This is a genomic window from Aeromonas sp. YN13HZO-058 (assembly GCF_001921245.1).
GTDB lineage: Bacteria > Pseudomonadota > Gammaproteobacteria > Enterobacterales > Aeromonadaceae > Aeromonas > Aeromonas allosaccharophila.
In genome coordinates this window covers 46,544-64,505 of the sequence record NZ_MQSY01000056.1, presented here as the reverse complement: position 1 = coordinate 64,505, position 17,962 = coordinate 46,544, and the positions used below count along the sequence as shown (strand labels likewise).

Annotated in this window: 10 protein-coding genes and 1 pseudogene; 8 read left to right on the top strand and 3 right to left on the bottom strand. The window is 58.3% G+C overall.

What is annotated here, in order from left to right:
* Window positions 1–268: 268 nt before the first annotated feature.
* The 3 genes from pabB to BSP75_RS13670 all read left to right on the top strand — a co-directional run bounded on the left by pabB (window position 269) and on the right by BSP75_RS13670 (window position 3,673).
* A complete protein-coding gene (gene pabB, locus BSP75_RS13680) occupies window positions 269–1,552 on the top strand; it encodes an aminodeoxychorismate synthase component I (protein WP_232100273.1) in 1,284 nt (427 codons plus the stop codon).
* A 39-nt stretch (window positions 1,553–1,591) separates the two neighbouring features.
* Entirely contained in the window at window positions 1,592–2,158 is a 567-nt protein-coding gene (locus BSP75_RS13675; RefSeq protein WP_075113558.1) for a CoA pyrophosphatase, read from the top strand.
* Between the two features lie 216 nt (window positions 2,159–2,374).
* Window positions 2,375–3,673 (top strand): serine/threonine transporter, encoded by a 1,299-nt coding sequence (locus BSP75_RS13670; protein ID WP_042657394.1) that lies wholly within the window; start codon window positions 2,375–2,377, stop codon window positions 3,671–3,673.
* Window positions 3,674–4,274: 601 nt separating this feature from the next.
* Here BSP75_RS13670 and sstT read toward each other — a convergent pair.
* Window positions 4,275–5,525, bottom strand: coding sequence for a serine/threonine transporter SstT (gene sstT, locus BSP75_RS13665; RefSeq protein WP_058051928.1), 1,251 nt, complete (start codon window positions 5,523–5,525; stop codon window positions 4,275–4,277).
* Between the two features lie 345 nt (window positions 5,526–5,870).
* Between sstT and BSP75_RS13660 the strand changes: the two genes are divergently transcribed.
* The 5 genes and pseudogenes from BSP75_RS13660 to BSP75_RS13640 all read left to right on the top strand — a co-directional run bounded on the left by BSP75_RS13660 (window position 5,871) and on the right by BSP75_RS13640 (window position 14,220).
* A complete protein-coding gene (locus tag BSP75_RS13660; RefSeq protein WP_075113557.1) occupies window positions 5,871–7,784 on the top strand; it encodes an ATP-dependent DNA helicase RecQ in 1,914 nt (637 codons plus the stop codon).
* 610 nt (window positions 7,785–8,394) lie between these two features.
* Window positions 8,395–10,317: a PrkA family serine protein kinase gene (locus BSP75_RS13655; RefSeq protein ID WP_075113556.1), complete on the top strand. Its 1,923-nt coding sequence runs from the start codon at window positions 8,395–8,397 to the stop codon at window positions 10,315–10,317.
* A gap of 23 nt (window positions 10,318–10,340) precedes the next feature.
* Entirely contained in the window at window positions 10,341–11,612 is a 1,272-nt protein-coding gene (locus BSP75_RS13650) for a YeaH/YhbH family protein (RefSeq protein WP_042060435.1), read from the top strand.
* A gap of 9 nt (window positions 11,613–11,621) precedes the next feature.
* On the top strand, window positions 11,622–13,142 hold the full coding sequence (locus tag BSP75_RS13645; protein ID WP_042060437.1) for a SpoVR family protein: 1,521 nt from the start codon (window positions 11,622–11,624) through the stop codon (window positions 13,140–13,142).
* Window positions 13,143–13,258: 116 nt separating this feature from the next.
* Window positions 13,259–14,220, top strand: a pseudogene (locus BSP75_RS13640) (IS1595 family transposase).
* Between the two features lie 132 nt (window positions 14,221–14,352).
* On the opposite strand, the gene fadJ reads toward BSP75_RS13640, so the two are convergent.
* Together fadJ and fadI are read right to left on the bottom strand one after the other, a co-directional pair.
* The gene (gene fadJ, locus BSP75_RS13635) at window positions 14,353–16,500 is read right to left on the bottom strand and encodes a fatty acid oxidation complex subunit alpha FadJ (RefSeq protein ID WP_075113645.1); all 2,148 of its coding nucleotides are present in this window, start codon (window positions 16,498–16,500) and stop codon (window positions 14,353–14,355) included.
* Window positions 16,500–17,810 carry an acetyl-CoA C-acyltransferase FadI gene (fadI, locus tag BSP75_RS13630; RefSeq protein WP_075113555.1) on the bottom strand — a complete coding sequence of 437 codons (1,311 nt, stop codon included), beginning with the start codon at window positions 17,808–17,810 and terminating at the stop codon, window positions 16,500–16,502. The genes fadJ and fadI overlap by 1 nt, the downstream gene beginning before the upstream one ends.
* Window positions 17,811–17,962: the final 152 nt, after the last annotated feature.

Genomic DNA, 17,962 nt, shown 5'->3' with positions numbered 1-17,962 from the left:
CCAAAAGGCAGAGCAAGGGCTTCCATATGATGGGCCGTGCTGACGTGCTGGCTAAAAACTATCAACCAGCAAAAAACGAACGACACGGCAGTTTTTTCTTAAGTCACCGGCACCTATGATACGCTTGCCCACCAGCACCGACTAGGGTTCGGGAACTAAACTGTTGCCTGTGTAACATAAAATGACGCCAACACTTCATATCCATCATCTAGACCATCGCGCTGAACTCCATCAGCTTTTTGCCCGCCTGCAACATCAGCCATGGGCCATGTTGCTGGAATCGGCAGGGCCACTCGGCGCCGACAACGGCGTTGATATCATCAGCGCCGATCCGCTGGCGACCCTCGAAACCCGTGGTCTTGTCACCACACTCACCCGGCATGGCGAGACCAGCGAGCACCATGAAGATCCCCTCGCCCTGCTGGCCCGCACCCAGCAACAACTGCTGGGGGAACTGGATCTGTGCGCCACTCGCCTTCCCTTTATTGGCGGCGCCCTCGGTCTGTTTGGCTATGATCTGGGCCGCCGCTTCGAGCGACTGCCAATGCAGGCTGCCGCCGATATCGCGGTGCCGGACATGGCGGTGGGCATCTACGACTGGGCGCTGCTGCGCCATGTGGCGAGCGGCGACTGGCAACTAGTTCACTGGGGGGATGAAGCGGGCCTTGCCAAGCGGCTGGCCTGGCTTGAACAACAACAGGCCGCCCCGCTCCCCGCTTTTTCCTTGCAGGGGGCGTGGCAGAGCAATATGAGCCGCGCGGAATATGGCGAGAAGTTTGCCCGCATTCAGGAATACCTCGCCGCGGGGGATTGCTACCAGATCAACCTGACCCAGCGTTTCAGCGCCCCCTATCAGGGGGATGAGTGGCAGGCCTATTGCCTGCTGGCGGCCGCCAACAAGGCCCCCTTCTCTGCCTTTATCCGCTTGCCGGATAGTGCGCTGCTGAGCCTCTCCCCCGAGCGGTTCCTGCTGCTCGATGGCCGCCATATCGAGACCAAGCCCATCAAGGGCACTCGCCCTCGCCACCCTGATCCGGCTACCGATCGGCAAGTCGCGCTGGAGCTGGCCCAGGCCGACAAGGACAGATCAGAGAATCTGATGATTGTTGATCTGCTGCGCAACGACATCGGTCGGGTCAGCCGGCCGGGCTCGGTCAGCGTGCCACATCTCTTTAGCGTGGAGTCGTTTCCGGCGGTACATCATCTGGTTTCTACCATCCACGGTGAGCTGGATGCACGCTGGCAAGGGGTCGATCTGCTGCGCGCCTGTTTCCCGGGAGGTTCCATCACCGGCGCCCCCAAGATCCGCGCCATGGAGATCATCGAGGAGCTGGAGCCCCAGCGCCGCAATGCCTATTGCGGCAGCATCGGCTATCTCAGCCAGCATGGCCGGATGGATACCAGCATCTGCATTCGTACCCTGATCGCCGAAGCGGGTCGTCTGCACTGTTGGGCGGGTGGCGGTATCATCGCTGACTCCGATGCCGACAGCGAATACCAGGAGACCTATGACAAGGTCGCCCGCATCCTGCCGCCGTTGTCGGCGCTGTAACCCCGACCAGCAACCGCATCAAAGATGGAGCTGCCTCCCATGGATCGCCACGAACTGCTGACCCGCTTCCAGTTGCAGCAACCCGCCCCGGCCCACCGCCTCGCCATTGGCGGGCTCAGCCCGGCGGCGGTGTTGATCCCGGTGGTGATGCGCGACGAGGGGCTCAGCGTGTTATTGACCCGGCGCAGCCCCCGGCTGCGTCATCATGGTGGGCAGATAAGCTTCCCCGGTGGACGGCAGGATCCCGGCGACGAGAACCTCATTGCTACGGCGCTGCGGGAGACCGAAGAGGAGCTCGGCATTCCGGCGCAGCTGATCGAGGTGATCGGTACCCTCAACCCGCTCAATACGGTGTCACGATTCGAGGTGCTGCCGGTGCTGGGGCTGCTCGATGGCGACTATCCCCTCATTCTGAGCCCGGATGAAGTAGATCACGCCTTCGAAGTGCCGCTGACCCATCTGCTGGATCGGCGCAACCACATCCCCCTGCCCCTTGCCAGAGGCGGAAAACAGCACACCATCTACTGGATCCCCTGGCAACAGCACTTTATCTGGGGGGCCACCGCCAGCATGATCAACCAGCTAGCCCGACACCTCGCCAGATAACATCTCGCTTACATTTACGCGCACAAAATTTGCTCGTTAACACTAAACTAACGTGCCAGATGATAAACAAAAATTGAACTTTTCTTGTTTTGATCACATTTCCATAAGAAAGTGCGGTTTTCTGTGCCGTAAAGATGAATTTGATCAACATTTTTGATTAAAAAAACCGTATCCTTGCGCCGACTTAATAAGAACCACACATTCGGGGTGAGATAGATGTCAAACACAGTCACTGGCACGCAGGGAGTTGCGGCGTCAACGGAGCAAGGGATCCGCTCTACTCAAACCACTCGTTGGGAAAAACGCGACTCTACCTGGGTCATCAGCCTGTTCGGGACCGCGGTTGGCGCGGGTATCCTGTTCCTGCCGATCAACGCGGGTATGGGCGGTTTCTGGCCGCTGGTCGTCATGGCGCTGCTGGTGGGTCCCATGACCTATCTGGCCCACCGTGGTCTGGCCCGCTTCGTGCTTTCCTCCAAAAAGCCCAATGCAGACATCACCGAAGTGGTGGAAGAGCACTTTGGCGTGGGGGCCGGTAAATTAATCACCCTGCTCTACTTCTTCGCCATCTACCCCATCGTGCTGATCTACGGCGTGGGTATCACCAACACCGTTGAAAGCTTCATGGTCAATCAGCTGCAGATGAGTGCCCCGCCGCGCTGGATCCTCTCCATTGTGCTGATCATGGGCATGATGTCGGTGATGCTGGCCGGTGAGAAGCTGATGCTGAAAGTCACCGAGTTCCTGGTTTACCCGCTGATCGTCATTCTGGCCGGTATCTCTTTGTACCTCATTCCGGACTGGACCGGCGCCGCGCTGGAGCAAGTACCCTCCGCCAAGGATTTCGCCACCACCCTGTGGCTGACCATCCCGGTACTGGTCTTCTCCTTCAACCACAGCCCGGCCATCTCCAGCTTCTCGCTGGCACAGCGCCGCGATCACGGTGATCACGCCGTCCAGAAAGCCGATGCCATCCTCAAGCGTACCGCCATGGTGCTGCTGGGCTTCGTGATGTTCTTCGTCTTCTCCTGCGTCATGAGCCTGACACCGGCCCAGCTGGCAGAAGCCAAGGCCCAGAACATCGCCGTGCTCTCCTATCTGGCGAACCAGCATGCCAGCCCCATCATCTCCTACTTCGGTCCGCTGGTTGCGTTCGTGGCCATCGTCTCCTCCTTCTTCGGTCACTATCTGGGTGCCCGTGAAGGTCTGAAAGGGATGATCGTGCAGAACATGCGCAACTCCGGCAAAGAGCCGAATGCCAAGAAAGTCGAGATGTTCATCATCGCCTTCTTCATCCTGACCCTGTGGGGCACCGCCGTGGCTAACCCCTCCATCCTGGGCATGATTGAATCCTTGGGCGGCCCGATTATCGCCACCATCCTGTTCATCATGCCGATGTACGCCATCAAGCGCGTCCCGGCCATGGCGAAGTATCAGGGCCATATCAGCAACGCCTTCGTTGCGACCATGGGGATGATCGCCATCTCTGCCATCCTCTATCAGCTGGTTGGTTAATCTTCGCAACCTGCTCTGATAGCAAAAAAGCCAGCCGAACATTCGGCTGGCTTTTTTTATCTCTGCACATCCTCGACCAGCCCATCCCCTCCAGCCCATAGCCAATCCCCCCATCTGCTGGTCACCCGGACTCGCCATGGCGCCAGCGCGACCTTGACCAGCAACCGGTATGGAATAAATGCGTTTTCTGTCACCCCACACCACGCCGATACGCGCCAGCGAAGCGTCAAACCTTTGCATCGCCTCCGGGGTCTTTTCAAGGTGACTGGTATGCAACGGCTAATACTGTCGCCCTCCCCGTCTTTTGCAGAGAGAGACAGGCGTGTATCCAGACAAGGGGAACGGCAGGATCGAACTGCTGCTATCGAATAGACCAGAAACAAATAGACCAGAGACAAACAGAGAGGGACGGCCACCAGTGGAAGGGAACTATCTAACATGAGCGCTAGATAACAAGGGGTAAGCGATACCAACACCGCCAGATATACGAAACATCAGTCAATGAACTTGCGACCAGCTCAAGCAACGATGACGACATTGGCTCATAAAAAACGCCCTCCGAAGAGGGCGCAACATTATCGTGATGTAAACCGTTATCGGCTCACGCCTCGCTGCTGGGCAGCGCGGAAGGTGCCAGCAGGGTTTCATCTTCGGCCATGCAAGCTGCCGCGGTGAACAGCACGTCGGTAGAGCTGTTAAGGGCTGTCTCGGCAGAATCCTGCAACACGCCGATGATAAAGCCGACGGCTACCACCTGCATCGCGATGTCGTTGCTGATGCCAAACAGACTGCACGCCAGCGGGATCAGCAGCAAGGAGCCACCGGCCACGCCGGACGCACCACAGGCGCTGACCGTTGCCACCACGGAGAGCAGCACCGCAGTTGCCATGTCCACTTCCATCCCCAGGGTATGTACCGCGGCCATGGCCAGCACAGTAATGGTGATGGCGGCACCGGCCATATTGATGGTGGCCCCCAGCGGGATGGAGACCGCATAGGTATCTTCCGGCAGACGCAGTTTTTCACACAGCGTCATGTTGACCGGAATGTTGGCGGCAGAGCTGCGGGTGAAGAAGGCGGTCACACCGCTCTCTTTGAGGCAGGTCAGCACCAGCGGATAGGGGTTGCGCTTGATCTTCCAGAACACGATCAGCGGGTTGACCACGAAGGCGATAAACAGCATGCAGCCGATCAGCACCACCAGCAGTTGGGCATAACCAAACAGCGCATCGAAGCCGGTCTCGGCCAGGGTCGAGGCAACCAAACCCAGAATACCGAGCGGGGCGCAGCGGATCACCGCTTTCACTATGGTGGAGACACCGTGAGAGAGATCGGTGATCAACGCCTTGGTGCTTTCGTTGGCATGGCGCATGGCGATACCCAGACCAATGGCCCACGCCAGGATCCCGATATAGTTGGCATCCATCAGCGCCTTGACCGGGTTGGTCACCACGTTGAACAGCAGAGTCTGCAGCACCTCGGTGATCCCGCCCGGCGGGGTGATCTCGGCAGTATTGGCGACCAGATGGAGGTTGGAGGGGAACAGGAAGCTGGCGACCACCGCGACCACGGCCGCAGAGAAGGTGCCAAACAGATAGAGCAGCAGGATCGGTCGCATGTTGGTCTTCTGACCTTGCTTGTGACCAATAATGGCCGCCATGACCAGTACGAAGACCAGCAGCGGCGCCACCGCTTTCAGTGCGCCAACGAACAGGCTGCCGAGCAGACCTGCCGTTTTCGCCCACTCGGGCGCAAACAGTGCCAGCAAGATACCGAATACCAGACCAACCAGGATCTGGCTGACCAGACTGGTGCTATTGACCAGCCGAAGGAGGGGGTGTTGTTGTGTCATCAAAAAGTCCCTAGGCACCGTAGTGCATGAATCATGAGTCCTGTCAGCAATCTTGCACCCGAGCAACCCCTGTCGCCCGAGTGTGGTGTCTGTGGCCAGCCTTCTGTCGGGCCGATCCGCCAGTCACCGGATTGCATGACGGAATATCCCATTCGCCATCCTTTTTTTCCAGCAGCTCACCAAAAAATATCCCGTTTCCATCACAAAAAACCGCAACAAAACCTTAACCACAGTGCAACCACCCATTTTTGTACGTTTTATCGGCACACTCACCCTGCACCATGGGTCGCCATCCGTGACCGGTGTCACTGTGCTATCATCCCCCATTTGCTGCGGAGCCTTGCCATGATCCCATCCCTGCTCAACCAATATTTTGGTTTCTCCACACTCAGGCCAGGCCAGGAGGCGGTGATCAGCCGGGTGCTGGCTGGCCAGAGTGCCGCCGCCATCTTCCCCACCGGCTCAGGCAAGTCCCTCTGCTATCAGCTGCCCGCCCTCGCCCTGCCCCACCTGACCCTGGTGATCTCGCCGCTGCTGGCGCTGATGCACGATCAGCTCGCCTTCCTCAAAAGCAAGGGAATAAGCGCCGCCACCCTCGACTCGAGCCAAAGCCCGGAAGAGAGCCGCAGAGTGATGCAGCAGGCGCTGGATGGGCAGCTCAAGATCCTGATGATCTCGGTGGAGCGGCTCAAGAACGAGCGCTTTCGCCGCTTTATCGAACAAGTGCCCCTGTCGCTGCTGGTAGTTGACGAGGCGCACTGTATTTCGGAGTGGGGCCACAACTTTCGCCCCGACTACCTCAAACTGCCGAGCTATCGCCATGACCTGAAGATCCCGCAGGTGTTGCTGCTGACCGCTACCGCCACGCCAGCGGTTATTCAGGATATGCAGACCAAATTCGGCATCGAGCCTGAAGGAGTTGTAGTCACCGGTTTCTACCGTTCCAATCTTGATCTGGCTGTCATCCCCCTGGCGCCTGACGCGCGGGATGGCTGGCTCGCACAAACGCTGACGCAAGAGCCGGCTGCCCCCACCATCGTCTACGTCACCTTGCAGCACACCGCCGAAGCCTGCGCCGAGCAGCTTATTGGGCAAGGGATCAACGCCCGTGCCTACCATGCCGGACTCGACTCGGCGCTGCGCAGCCAGATCCAGCACGACTTCATGGCGGGCAAGGTGGATTGCATCGTCGCCACCATCGCCTTTGGCATGGGGATCGACAAAGCGGATATCCGGCGGGTCATTCACTACGATCTGCCCAAATCCATCGAGAACTACAGCCAGGAGATTGGCCGCGCCGGACGGGATGGCCAGCCATCACGCTGTATCGTGCTGGCCAACCAGAGCCAGCTGCCAGTGCTGGAGAATTTCGTCTACGGCGATACCCCGGATTTGAGTGCCATCCTCCAGCTGCTCGCCATCATCGGGCAGAGCGGGAACGAGTGGGAATTCACCCTGCTGCGCCTATCTAACGACACCAATATCCGCCAGTTGCCGCTGAAAACCCTGCTGGTCTATCTGGAGATGGCGGGCATCATCACCCCGGCCTACAGCTACTACGCCGACTACCGCTTCAAGTTTGTGCTGGATAAAGGCGAGATAGTGAGTCGCTTCAATCCGGATCGTCGCCAGTTTCTGGAGCAACTGTTCGCCTGCGCCCCGCAAGCGCGCAGCTGGTGCACCATGGACTTTGACGCCCTCTGGCAGGGCTATCAGGGGGAGCGACAGCGGGCGGTTGCGGCGCTCGACTACCTGCAGCAGCAGGGCTGGATCGAGCTCGAAAGCAAGCAGATGACCGAGGTCTACCGGATCACCCGTCAGGGGTGGGACAACGAGCAGGAAGCAAACGCCCTGCACGCCCTGTTCCTACAAAAAGAGCAGAGCGAGCTGGCCAGACTGCAAGCCATGCTCGACTTTTTCACCTCGGATGAGTGCCTGAGTCACCGCCTCGCCCGCTATTTCGCCGATGAGGCAGCGCCGGTTCATTGCGGCCACTGTTCGGTCTGTCGCGGCGAGGTGGCGCATCTCCCGCCCCAGCCCGAACTGACCATGCCAAACGAGGCGGGGATCCGTGCCTGGTGCGATCCGCTCATTGCCAAGACCGGTTCAGTGGATGCCCGGGTGCTGGCCCGCTTCCTGTGCGGTATCGCTACACCGCTGACCAGCCGGGTCAAGGCCAAATCGCTGGCGGGTGCAGGCCAACTGGCCGCACACCCGTTTGCCCGCGTCCTGACAGCAGTGCAACAAGCCTACCCTTGATCGGTGATCCCTATGTTCGGGTGATCGCGCGGCCTCTACATCCACCAGCAGCGATCCGCGTCTGCGGATGCTGAAAAAAGAAGACCCTCGCGGTTGCGAGGGTCAAGCCAACGGAAACGTGCTTAAACAGAGCTTGGTGAGGTAACAGTCAACTCTCTTGCTAAAGCGTCATGCTGCTCACACATCGCCAATCTAGGGCACCCGAAATGTAGCGTCAATGTAAAAATTAGAGCTCAAGCTCCAAACAAGCGCATTTACGTTGACGTACACGTAATGACATTTTCATCCATAGCCCCGCCAGCCCGCCCCCCTGTTGCCTTTCATCAAAAGCCTTAATCTTTTCGCAATAAATTCCCCGTTTCCCATAAACATTTATTTTTTATGTCTTTGACATTTACCTCACTATCGTGGCAAAAATAATTTAACAGTCAGTAACATAGCGGTGTTGTTGACTGACCCTTCCCGCACAAGGATCGGGCAGGATTCTTCAGAATTTAACCAATCAACCGTGATGGATTACTGGAGGCTGTTGACTAGGCTTTAAAAGCGCACAACACAAAAGCAGTCATCCACTTTTTTCAGGGTAAGCGACTATAACGAGGGCAAAGTTATGGGCATATTCGAGCATTACCAACAGCGATATGAGAAAGCGAGAGAAGAGGAATATACCATCCAGGAGTTCCTGGATATGTGTAAGCAGGACAAAGCCTGCTATGCCTCCGCAGCCGAACGTCTGCTGACCGCCATCGGTGAGCCGGAGATGGTAGACACCTCTGCCAACCCCAGACTGAGCCGACTCTTCTCCAACCGCGTCGTGGCACGCTATCCCGCCTTCAAGGATTTCTACGGGATGGAAGAGGCCATCGAACAGATCGTCTCCTACCTCAAACACTCCGCCCAAGGGCTGGAGGAGAAGAAACAGATCCTCTATCTGCTGGGCCCCGTTGGCGGCGGTAAATCCTCGCTGGCAGAAAAACTCAAATCCCTGATGCAAAAGGTACCCATCTATCGCATCAAGGGCTCACCGGTCAACGATCACCCCTTCTGCCTGTTCGATATCGAAGAGGACGGGGAGATCCTGGAGAAAGAGTACGGCATCCCGCGCCGCTACCTGCGCCCCATCATGTCCCCTTGGGTGGCCAAGCGCCTGCACGAGTTTGGCGGTGACATCAGCAAGTTCAAGGTGGAGAAGGTCAATCCCTCCATCCTCGATCAAATCGCCATCGCCAAAACCGAACCGGGCGATGACAACAACCAGGATATCTCCTCGCTGGTCGGCAAGGTCGACATCCGTATGCTGGAGCACTTCGCCCAGGATGACGCCGATGCTTATTCCTACTCCGGAGCGCTGTGCAAGGCGAACCAGGGTGTCATGGAGTTTGTCGAGATGTTCAAGGCGCCCATCAAGGTGCTGCACCCACTGTTGACGGCAACCCAGGAGGGGAACTACAACGGCACTGAAGGGCTCTCCGCCCTCCCCTTTGACGGCATCCTGCTGGCCCACTCCAACGAATCCGAGTGGCAGCAGTTCCGTAACAACAAGAACAACGAGGCCTTCCTCGACCGGGTCTACATCGTCAAGGTGCCTTACTGCCTGCGCGTCTCGGAAGAGGTGAAGATCTACGAAAAACTGCTGATCAACAGTGAATTGACCGACGCCAAATGTGCACCGGGCACCCTCGAACTGCTGGGTCAATTCTCGGTGCTGTCACGGCTGAAAGAGCCGGAAAACTCCAGCATCTACTCCAAGATGCGGGTCTATGATGGCGAGAGCCTCAAAGACACCGATCCCAAGGCGAAGAGCTACCAGGAGTATCGCGACTACGCCGGTGTGGACGAGGGGATGAATGGTCTCTCTACCCGCTTTGCGTTCAAGATCCTCTCCCGCGTCTTCAACTTCGACCACGCGGAAGTGGCCGCCAACCCGGTGCACCTCTTTTATGTGCTGGAGCAACAGATCGAGCGCGAGCAGTTCCCGCAAGAGCTGCACGATCGCTACCTTGAGTTCATCAAGGGCTATCTGACCCCGCGCTATGTGGAATTTATCGGCAAGGAGATCCAGACCGCCTATCTCGAGTCCTACTCAGAGTACGGTCAGAACATCTTCGATCGCTACGTCACCTACGCCGACTTCTGGATCCAGGATCAGGAGTACCGTGACCCCGAGACCGGCCAGCTGTTTGACAGAGCGTCCCTCAACAGCGAGCTGGAGAAAATTGAAAAACCCGCCGGGATCAGCAACCCGAAAGATTTCCGTAACGAAATCGTCAACTTCGTGCTGCGTGCCCGGGCCAACAATGCAGGCCGTAACCCCAACTGGACCAGTTACGAGAAGCTGCGCACCGTGATCGAGAAGAAGATGTTCTCCAACACGGAAGAGCTGCTGCCGGTTATCTCCTTCAACAGCAAAACCTCGGCCGAGGAGCAGAAGAAGCACGATAACTTTGTCGAACGGATGATGGAGAAAGGCTACACCCGCAAACAGGTGCGACTGCTCTCCGAATGGTATCTCAGGGTACGCAAGTCATCCTGACCCTGACTGTTCAAGGGGGAGTTATGGCGCATTTTATCGACCGCAGGCTCAACGGCAAAAACAAAAGCGCTGTCAATCGGCAGCGCTTCATCCGCCGCTACAAGAAGCAGATAAAACAAGCGGTCTCGGATGCTGTCTCCAAGCGCAGCATTCAGGACGTAGACAAGGGCGAGAACATCAGCATCCCGACCAAGGATATCGGCGAACCCCATTTCCATCAGGGGCAAGGCGGCAAACGGGAGATGGTGCATCCCGGCAATGATCAATTCGTCTCCGGCGACAAGATTGACCGCCCCAAAGGAGGGGGCGGTGGACAGGGTTCCGGCGAAGGGCAGGCATCCAATCAGGGTGAAGGGGCCGATGATTTCGTGTTTCAGATCTCCAAGGATGAGTACCTGGATCTGCTGTTTGAGGATCTGGAGCTGCCAAGGCTGCAGAAAACCCAGCTCAACCAGCTGATGGAGATGAAAACCTACCGGGCGGGCTACACCTCCAACGGGGTGCCCGCCAACATCAACGTGGTGCGCTCGCTGCAAAATTCGCTGGCGCGGCGCATGGCGCTGCAAGCGGGCAAGAAACGCCAGCTGCATGAACTGGAAGATAGGCTGGCCCTGCTGGCCGCCGATCCCAACGAACACTTTGCCGAAATCGCGCTGCTCGAAAAGGAGATCAGGGAGCTGAAACGGCGGATCGATGCGGTGCCGTTTATCGACACCTTCGATCTCAAGTTCAACAACTTCGTCAAGCGGCCCGTCCCTTCCAGCCAGGCGGTGATGTTCTGTCTGATGGACGTCTCTGGCTCCATGGATCAGGCCACCAAGGAGATGGCCAAGCGTTTCTATATCCTGCTCTATCTGTTCCTGAGCCGGACTTACAAGAACGTCGAGGTGGTCTATATCCGCCACCACACCCAGGCCAAGGAGGTGGATGAACACGAGTTCTTCTACTCCCAGGAGACCGGCGGCACCATCGTCTCCAGCGCGCTCAAGATGATGAACGACATCATCAACGAGCGTTACCCCGCCAACCAGTGGAACATCTATGCGGCGCAGGCATCGGACGGTGACAACTGGGCAGATGACTCACCGCAGTGCAGGGAGATCCTGGCGCGGGACATCATGCCAAGGGTTCGCTACTACTCCTACATCGAGATCACTACCCGTGCCCACCAGACTCTGTGGCACGAATATGAGTCGGTCGCCAGCCAGTTCCCCCACTTTGCGATGGAGCACATTCGCAAGGTCGAGGATATCTATCCGGTGTTCCGCGAGCTGTTCAAGAAACAAGCGGCGTGAGGAGGTCACATGATCGAAACTGAAAAACGTGTAGCGCCACTGGATGACGGACCAGACTGGAACTTCGATCTGCTGGAGACCTATCATCAGGAGATCGCCCGGGTAGCCCGTTTCTACAAGCTGGACACCTACCCCAACCAGATCGAGGTGATCACCGCCGAGCAGATGATGGATGCCTACTCCAGTGTCGGCATGCCCATCGGCTATCAACACTGGTCGTTCGGCAAGCGCTTTATCCATACCGAACGCAACTACAAGCGCGGCCAGATGGGGCTGGCCTACGAGATCGTCATCAACTCCGACCCTTGCATCGCCTACCTGATGGAGGAGAACACCATGCCGATGCAGGCGCTGGTGATGGCCCACGCCTGCTACGGTCACAACTCCTTCTTCAAGAACAACTACCTGTTCAAGGCGTGGACCGATGCCTCCTCCATCATCGACTACCTGCTGTTTGCCAAAAAATACATTACCGAGTGTGAAGAAAAACACGGTATTGAAGCAGTAGAGCGATTACTGGACTCCTGTCATGCGCTGATGAACTACGGGGTGGATCGTTACAAGCGGCCACAGAAGATCTCGATGGCCGAGGAGAAGCGGCGTCAGAAGGCGCGGGAAGATTATCTGCAGACCCAGGTCAACGAGCTGTGGCGTACCCTGCCCAAGCAGCATAAAGCCGCGGGGGTGGAGGACAGACGCTATCCCGCCGAGCCCCAGGAGAACATTCTCTACTTCATCGAGAAGAATGCCCCCTTGCTGGAGCCCTGGCAGCGGGAAGTGGTGCGCATCGTGCGCAAGATCAGCCAGTATTTCTATCCGCAAAAGCAGACCCAAGTGATGAACGAGGGGTGGGCCACCTTCTGGCATTACACCATCCTCAATCACCTCTATGACGAGGGCAAGCTGAGCGATCGCTTCATGATGGAGGTGCTGCACAGCCACACCAACGTGGTCTATCAACCGGCCTACAACAGTCGCTACTACTCGGGGATCAACCCCTATGCGCTGGGGTTTGCCATGTTTACCGACCTGCGCCGCATCTGCGAGAACCCGACCGAGGAGGACAGACAGTGGTTCCCCGATTACGCTGGTAGCAACTGGGTGGAGACCCTTCATTTTGCCATGCAGAACTTCAAGGATGAGAGCTTTATCAGCCAGTTCTTAAGCCCGAAGGTGATGCGGGATATGAAGCTGTTCGCCATCGATGACGACGATCTGAAGAACTATCTGAAGGTCTCCGCCATCCACAATGACGAGGGGTACCGTCAGGTGCGCAACACCCTGTCAGCCCAGTACAACCTCAGCAATCTGGAACCCAATATTCAGGTCTACAACGTGGCCGTGAAGGGAGATCGCTCCCTCACCCTGCGCTATGTGCCCCACAACCGCATCCCCCTTGGCGACTCGCGCCATGAGGTGCTCAAGCACCTGCATCAACTGTGGGGATTCGACGTGGTGCTGGAGCAGGATAACGGCGATCTGCCACCCGATATCATCGGCCGCTGCCCGGAGCGCAAACCGGGGATCTGATTGGTGACCTGATATCTCGGCGGCCCACTTCGGTGGGCCGCTTTTTTATGGCTCTGTCCCAATTACGTGTTGAAAGGCTAATCTTGAAGTAGGCCATCACCTTGAGGTCTACCATCATGGATACCCCAGCCTTTCAACACCTGTTGTCACTATTTCCCCAGTTAACCCTGCGCCAGCGCCGTGTTGCTCAGCAGGAGCTCACTGCACCCCACTCCATTACCTCGCTCAATACTCAGTTACCGGCATGCAGTGGCTGCCCACATTGTCAGGCAGATGTCGCCCAGATGGCGCCTTGGGGATGGAGTCGAGGACTGCGCCGCTACCGTTGCAAACTGTGTCTGCGCACCAGCACCGTTCTGACCAAAACGCCTCTGTCGCGGTTGCGCAAAGCACAGTGCTGGGAAGACTACGCGCAAGCCCTCATCGATGGACTGACCGTCCGCCAGGCAGCTCGGCGCTGTGGGGTCAGCAAAAACACCGCGTTCCTCTGGCGTCACCGCTTCTTGCGGGCCATGGCAGGTCATCAAGCCACATGGGAAGAGGGCATCGTTGAGGTCGATGAGACCTTCTTCCTCGAATCGTTCAAGGGGCAACGGGGACTACCACGTCCGCCAAGACATCGTGGTGGCAAGGGGCGAACCCGTGGAACCGGGCCGGATTACATTCCGGTGATGGTGGTGCAAGACAGGGCAGGCCACCATGCGGATTTTCAGCTAGAGAAGATAAATGCCGAGGTGGTCATCGCGGTCTTGAAGCCGCTGGTGTCACCGGATGCGGTGCTGTGTAGCGATGGTGCGGGGGTGTATGCCTGTTTCAGCAAAGAGCAGGGCATAACCCATCAGGTAGTGCACAATCGCCAAGGCGAACGAGTGGTCGGTGCGTATCACATCCAGCACGTGAACGGGTATCACCATCGGTTGAAAGAGTGGATGGAGCGTTTCCATGGCGTGGCGACCCACTATCTGAAGAACTATCTGGGTTGGCGCAGGATGCTGGAGCGTTACGGGAGGGCGTGAATATCAAAGCGTGTTTGCATGAGGCGCTGGGGCGCCCCATGCAACACGTAATTGGGACATAGCCTTTTTTATCGGCATTTAACCCTGTCAGCATGAGCGCTTCCCAAGCCATACAACCCGAACAAACCACCACATAGCAAGAGGCCCGCATGGTGTGCGGGCCTCTTTATCTTGCGGTCAAGCTGCAACGGCTATCAGTAGAAGCTCTGCTGCTCTGCGGCCATCGCCTTGAGGCGGGCACAGGGGGTAAACCGATCGCCGTGGCGCTTCTGGTAATGCTCCAGACGGCCAACCAGATGATCGATCCCGAGCGTATCCATATAGCGGAACGGACCACCGAGGAACGGCGGGAAACCGATGCCGAAGATGGCACCGATATCGCCATCTCGGGCCGAGGAGACCACACCGCTATCCAGCGCCATGGCCGCTTCGTTGAGCATCAGCAGCACGCAGCGCTCGGCGATCTCCTGACGGGCCAGCTTGGCGGAAGGCTTGATCCCGAGCACGCCATAGACGCTCTCGTCCACCGTCTTCTTGCCCTCTTTTCCTGTCAGCTTGTTGCGTGGCGCCGCCTTGCCATAGAGGTAGAAGCCCTTGCCGTTCTTGCGTCCCTTGCGATCGTTTTGCAGCAGCTTGTCGAACGCCTTGGGCGCCTGGAACTGCTCGCCGCCCAGCTCTTTCTCAAGGATGGGAGAGATCTTGGCGCCCACGTCGATACCGACCTCATCGAGCAAGGTGATGGGGCCAACCGGGAAGCCGAAGTCCAGCAGTGCGCTATCAAGCACCTCCACCGGCTCCCCTTCCAGCACCAGTCTTGCCGCCTCATTCATGTAGGGTGCGAGGATGCGGTTGACGTAGAAACCTGCTTCGTCCTTCACCACGATGGGCGTCTTGCCCTGGGCGCGGGCAAAAGCCAGGGTGGTGGCGACCGTCTCGGCACTGGTGCCCGCGTGGGGGATGATCTCCGCCAGTGGCATCTTGTCGACCGGGCTGAAGTAGTGCAGCCCCACGACCCGCTCCGGATGCTCAGCCTCTGCCGCAATCTGGTTGATGGGCAGTGAGGAGGTGTTGGAGGCAAACACAGTGTGCTCACCACACTCACGCTCCACATCCTTCACCATCTGGTGTTTGAGTGCGAGATCTTCAAACACCGCCTCCACCACCATGTCGACCCGGTGAAAACCGGAGTAGTCGAGGGTGCCGGTCAGCAGGCTCATCTGCTTTTCCAGCTCGCTGCGCAGGATGTGACGGCGCTTGAGCTTCTTGGCCAGAATGTCGTAGCTGTAGCGCATGGCATTACCGATGCCACTGCTGGCCACATCCTTGATCCGCACCGGCACACCCGCCTTGGTGGCGGTGACGAACGCGATGCCCCCTCCCATCAGACCACCGCCCAGCACGGCTGCATGGGCCACCTTGCGTGGCTCTGCTCCCTGATAGGTGACCTCTTTTTTCATCTCGGTGGTGGCAAAGAAGATGGATCGCAGGGCGGCGGACTCAGCCGTCATCACCAACTCGCCAAAGTGGCGGGATTCGGCGGCCAGACCGGCCTTCATCCCCTCCTCCACACCGATACGCACCACCTCGAGGATCCGCTCCGGCGCCGGGTAGTTACCACGGGTCTTGGCTTTCACCCCTTTGCTGGCCTGATCGAACAGCACCTTGCGGCCCAGCTTGTTGGTCTCCAGCACCTTGCCTTGCAGATCCCGTTTCAATTGATGGCGCGGTTTGCCTTTTTTGGCCAGCTTGATGGCGGCATCCAGCAAGATGGAGGGCGGCACCACATCGTCCACCAGCCCCAATTTCTTGGCCTGTTTGGCCCGTACCTGCTTGCCGGTCAGCATCAGATCCAGCGCCTTGGCCACCCCGATGAGGCGCGGTAGACGCTGGGTACCGCCAGAGCCCGGCAGCAGACCGAGCTGAACTTCCGGCAATCCCAGCACAGATTTACCGTGATCGGTCACCACCCGGCCATGACAGGCCAGCGCCAGCTCCAGCCCGCCACCGAGGCAGGGACCGTGGATGGCGGCGATCACCGGAATGGTCAGCCCTTCGATCTCGGCAAAGATCTCCTGTCCTTCCCGCGACAGGGTTTCGGCATCCTTGGCACTGGTGCAGGCGGCCAGCATGGTGATATCGGCACCGGCGATGAAGGAGTCCTTCTTGCCGGAGGTGATCACCAGACCGATCAAATCCTTGTTGCGTTTGACCTCGGCCAGTACGGTGCGGATCTCCTCCACAAAGGCAGCCTTGAGGGTATTCATGCTCTCGCCCGGCACATCCATGGTGAGGATGCCGATGCCATCTTTGCGAACATCCAGGGAAAAAGTCTTAGCGCTCATCATTCAACCTCCAACACCATAGCCACGCCCAATCCACCCGCCGCGCAGGCAGTGTTGAGCCCCAATCCCCCACCGCGACGACGCAACTCGTGCAGGGTCTGGGTGATCATCCGCGCACCGGTCGCGGCAAAGGGGTGGCCATAGGCCAGCGAACCACCGAGGACGTTGAACTTGTCCATGTCTACCTCACCGATGGCCTGATCGCGGCCCAGCTTGTCACGGGCAAACTCGTGGCTTGCAAACATCTTGAGGTTGGCCAGGGTCTGGGCGGCAAAGGCTTCGTGCATGTCGATAAGCGTCAGATCGCTGAGCGTGATACCGGCTCTGTCCAGCGCCAGCGGTGTGGCATAGGAGGGCGCCATCAGCATGTCTTGCCATACGTCGATGGCCGAAAAAGCGAAACTGCGAATGTAACCCAGCGGTTCGAGACCCAATTCCTTCGCCCGCCCTTCCCGCATCAGCAGCACGGCGGCGGCGCCGTCGGTGAGCGGGGTGGCGTTAGCCGCAGTGACTGTGCCATGAACCCGGTCAAACACCGGCTTGAGCTTGGCGTAGCTCGCGAGATCCGAGCTTTCACGGATGTTGTTGTCCCGCTCCAGTGGTGACTTGTAAGGCGGTACATGGGCGGTAAACACCTCGCCGCTGAGCTTGCCATCGGCCCAGGCCTGCGCGGCCAGGGTGTGGGAGCGGTGCGCCAGCGCATCTTGCGCCTCGCGGCTGATCTGGTGGCTCTTGGCCATCTGCTCGGCGGTCTGTCCCATGGAGAGGCCGGTGGAGTATTCCGCCACCGCAGGCGGCACCGGCAGCAGATCCTTGACCCGCAATTGACGCAGAATATTGAAGCGCTGCTGCAGATTGCGCGCCTTGTTGAGATCCACCAGGGCGCGCGCCAGCGTCTTGCTCACCCCGATGGGCAGCACGGAAGAGGAGTCGGCACCGCCGGCGATGGCGATATCCACGGTTCCGGCCATGATGGATTCGGTGACGTTGGCCACCGCCTGAAAACTGGTGGCGCAGGCGCGGGAGACACTATAGGCATCGGTGGTGACGCTCATGCCGGTACCGAGTACGATCTCGCGGGCAATGTTGGGGGCTTCCGGCATCTGCACCACCTGACCAAACACCAGCTGATCGATCAGCATGGGATCGAGATCGGTGCGGGCGAGCAACTCGCTCACCACCAGTTTGCCTAGATCGACTGCAGGCACGCCATGAAAGGCGGTGGCCTGCTTGGCAAAGGGGGTACGCAGCCCCGCCACGACGGCAATCCGTTCGCCCTGGCGAGTCGTCAGTTTCAATGGCTGTTTCATCCTGGCTCCTTGGTTTAAAAGGCAGAGGTCTGACCTCATTGCGCCACATCTTAACAATCCAATCACAAGTTTCATACAGCTGATTGAAACTAAATTAAGCACGGCAAGGCCCCTTTGCTCGCCCTTGGGGAGCAACTGGAGTATAAAAAGAT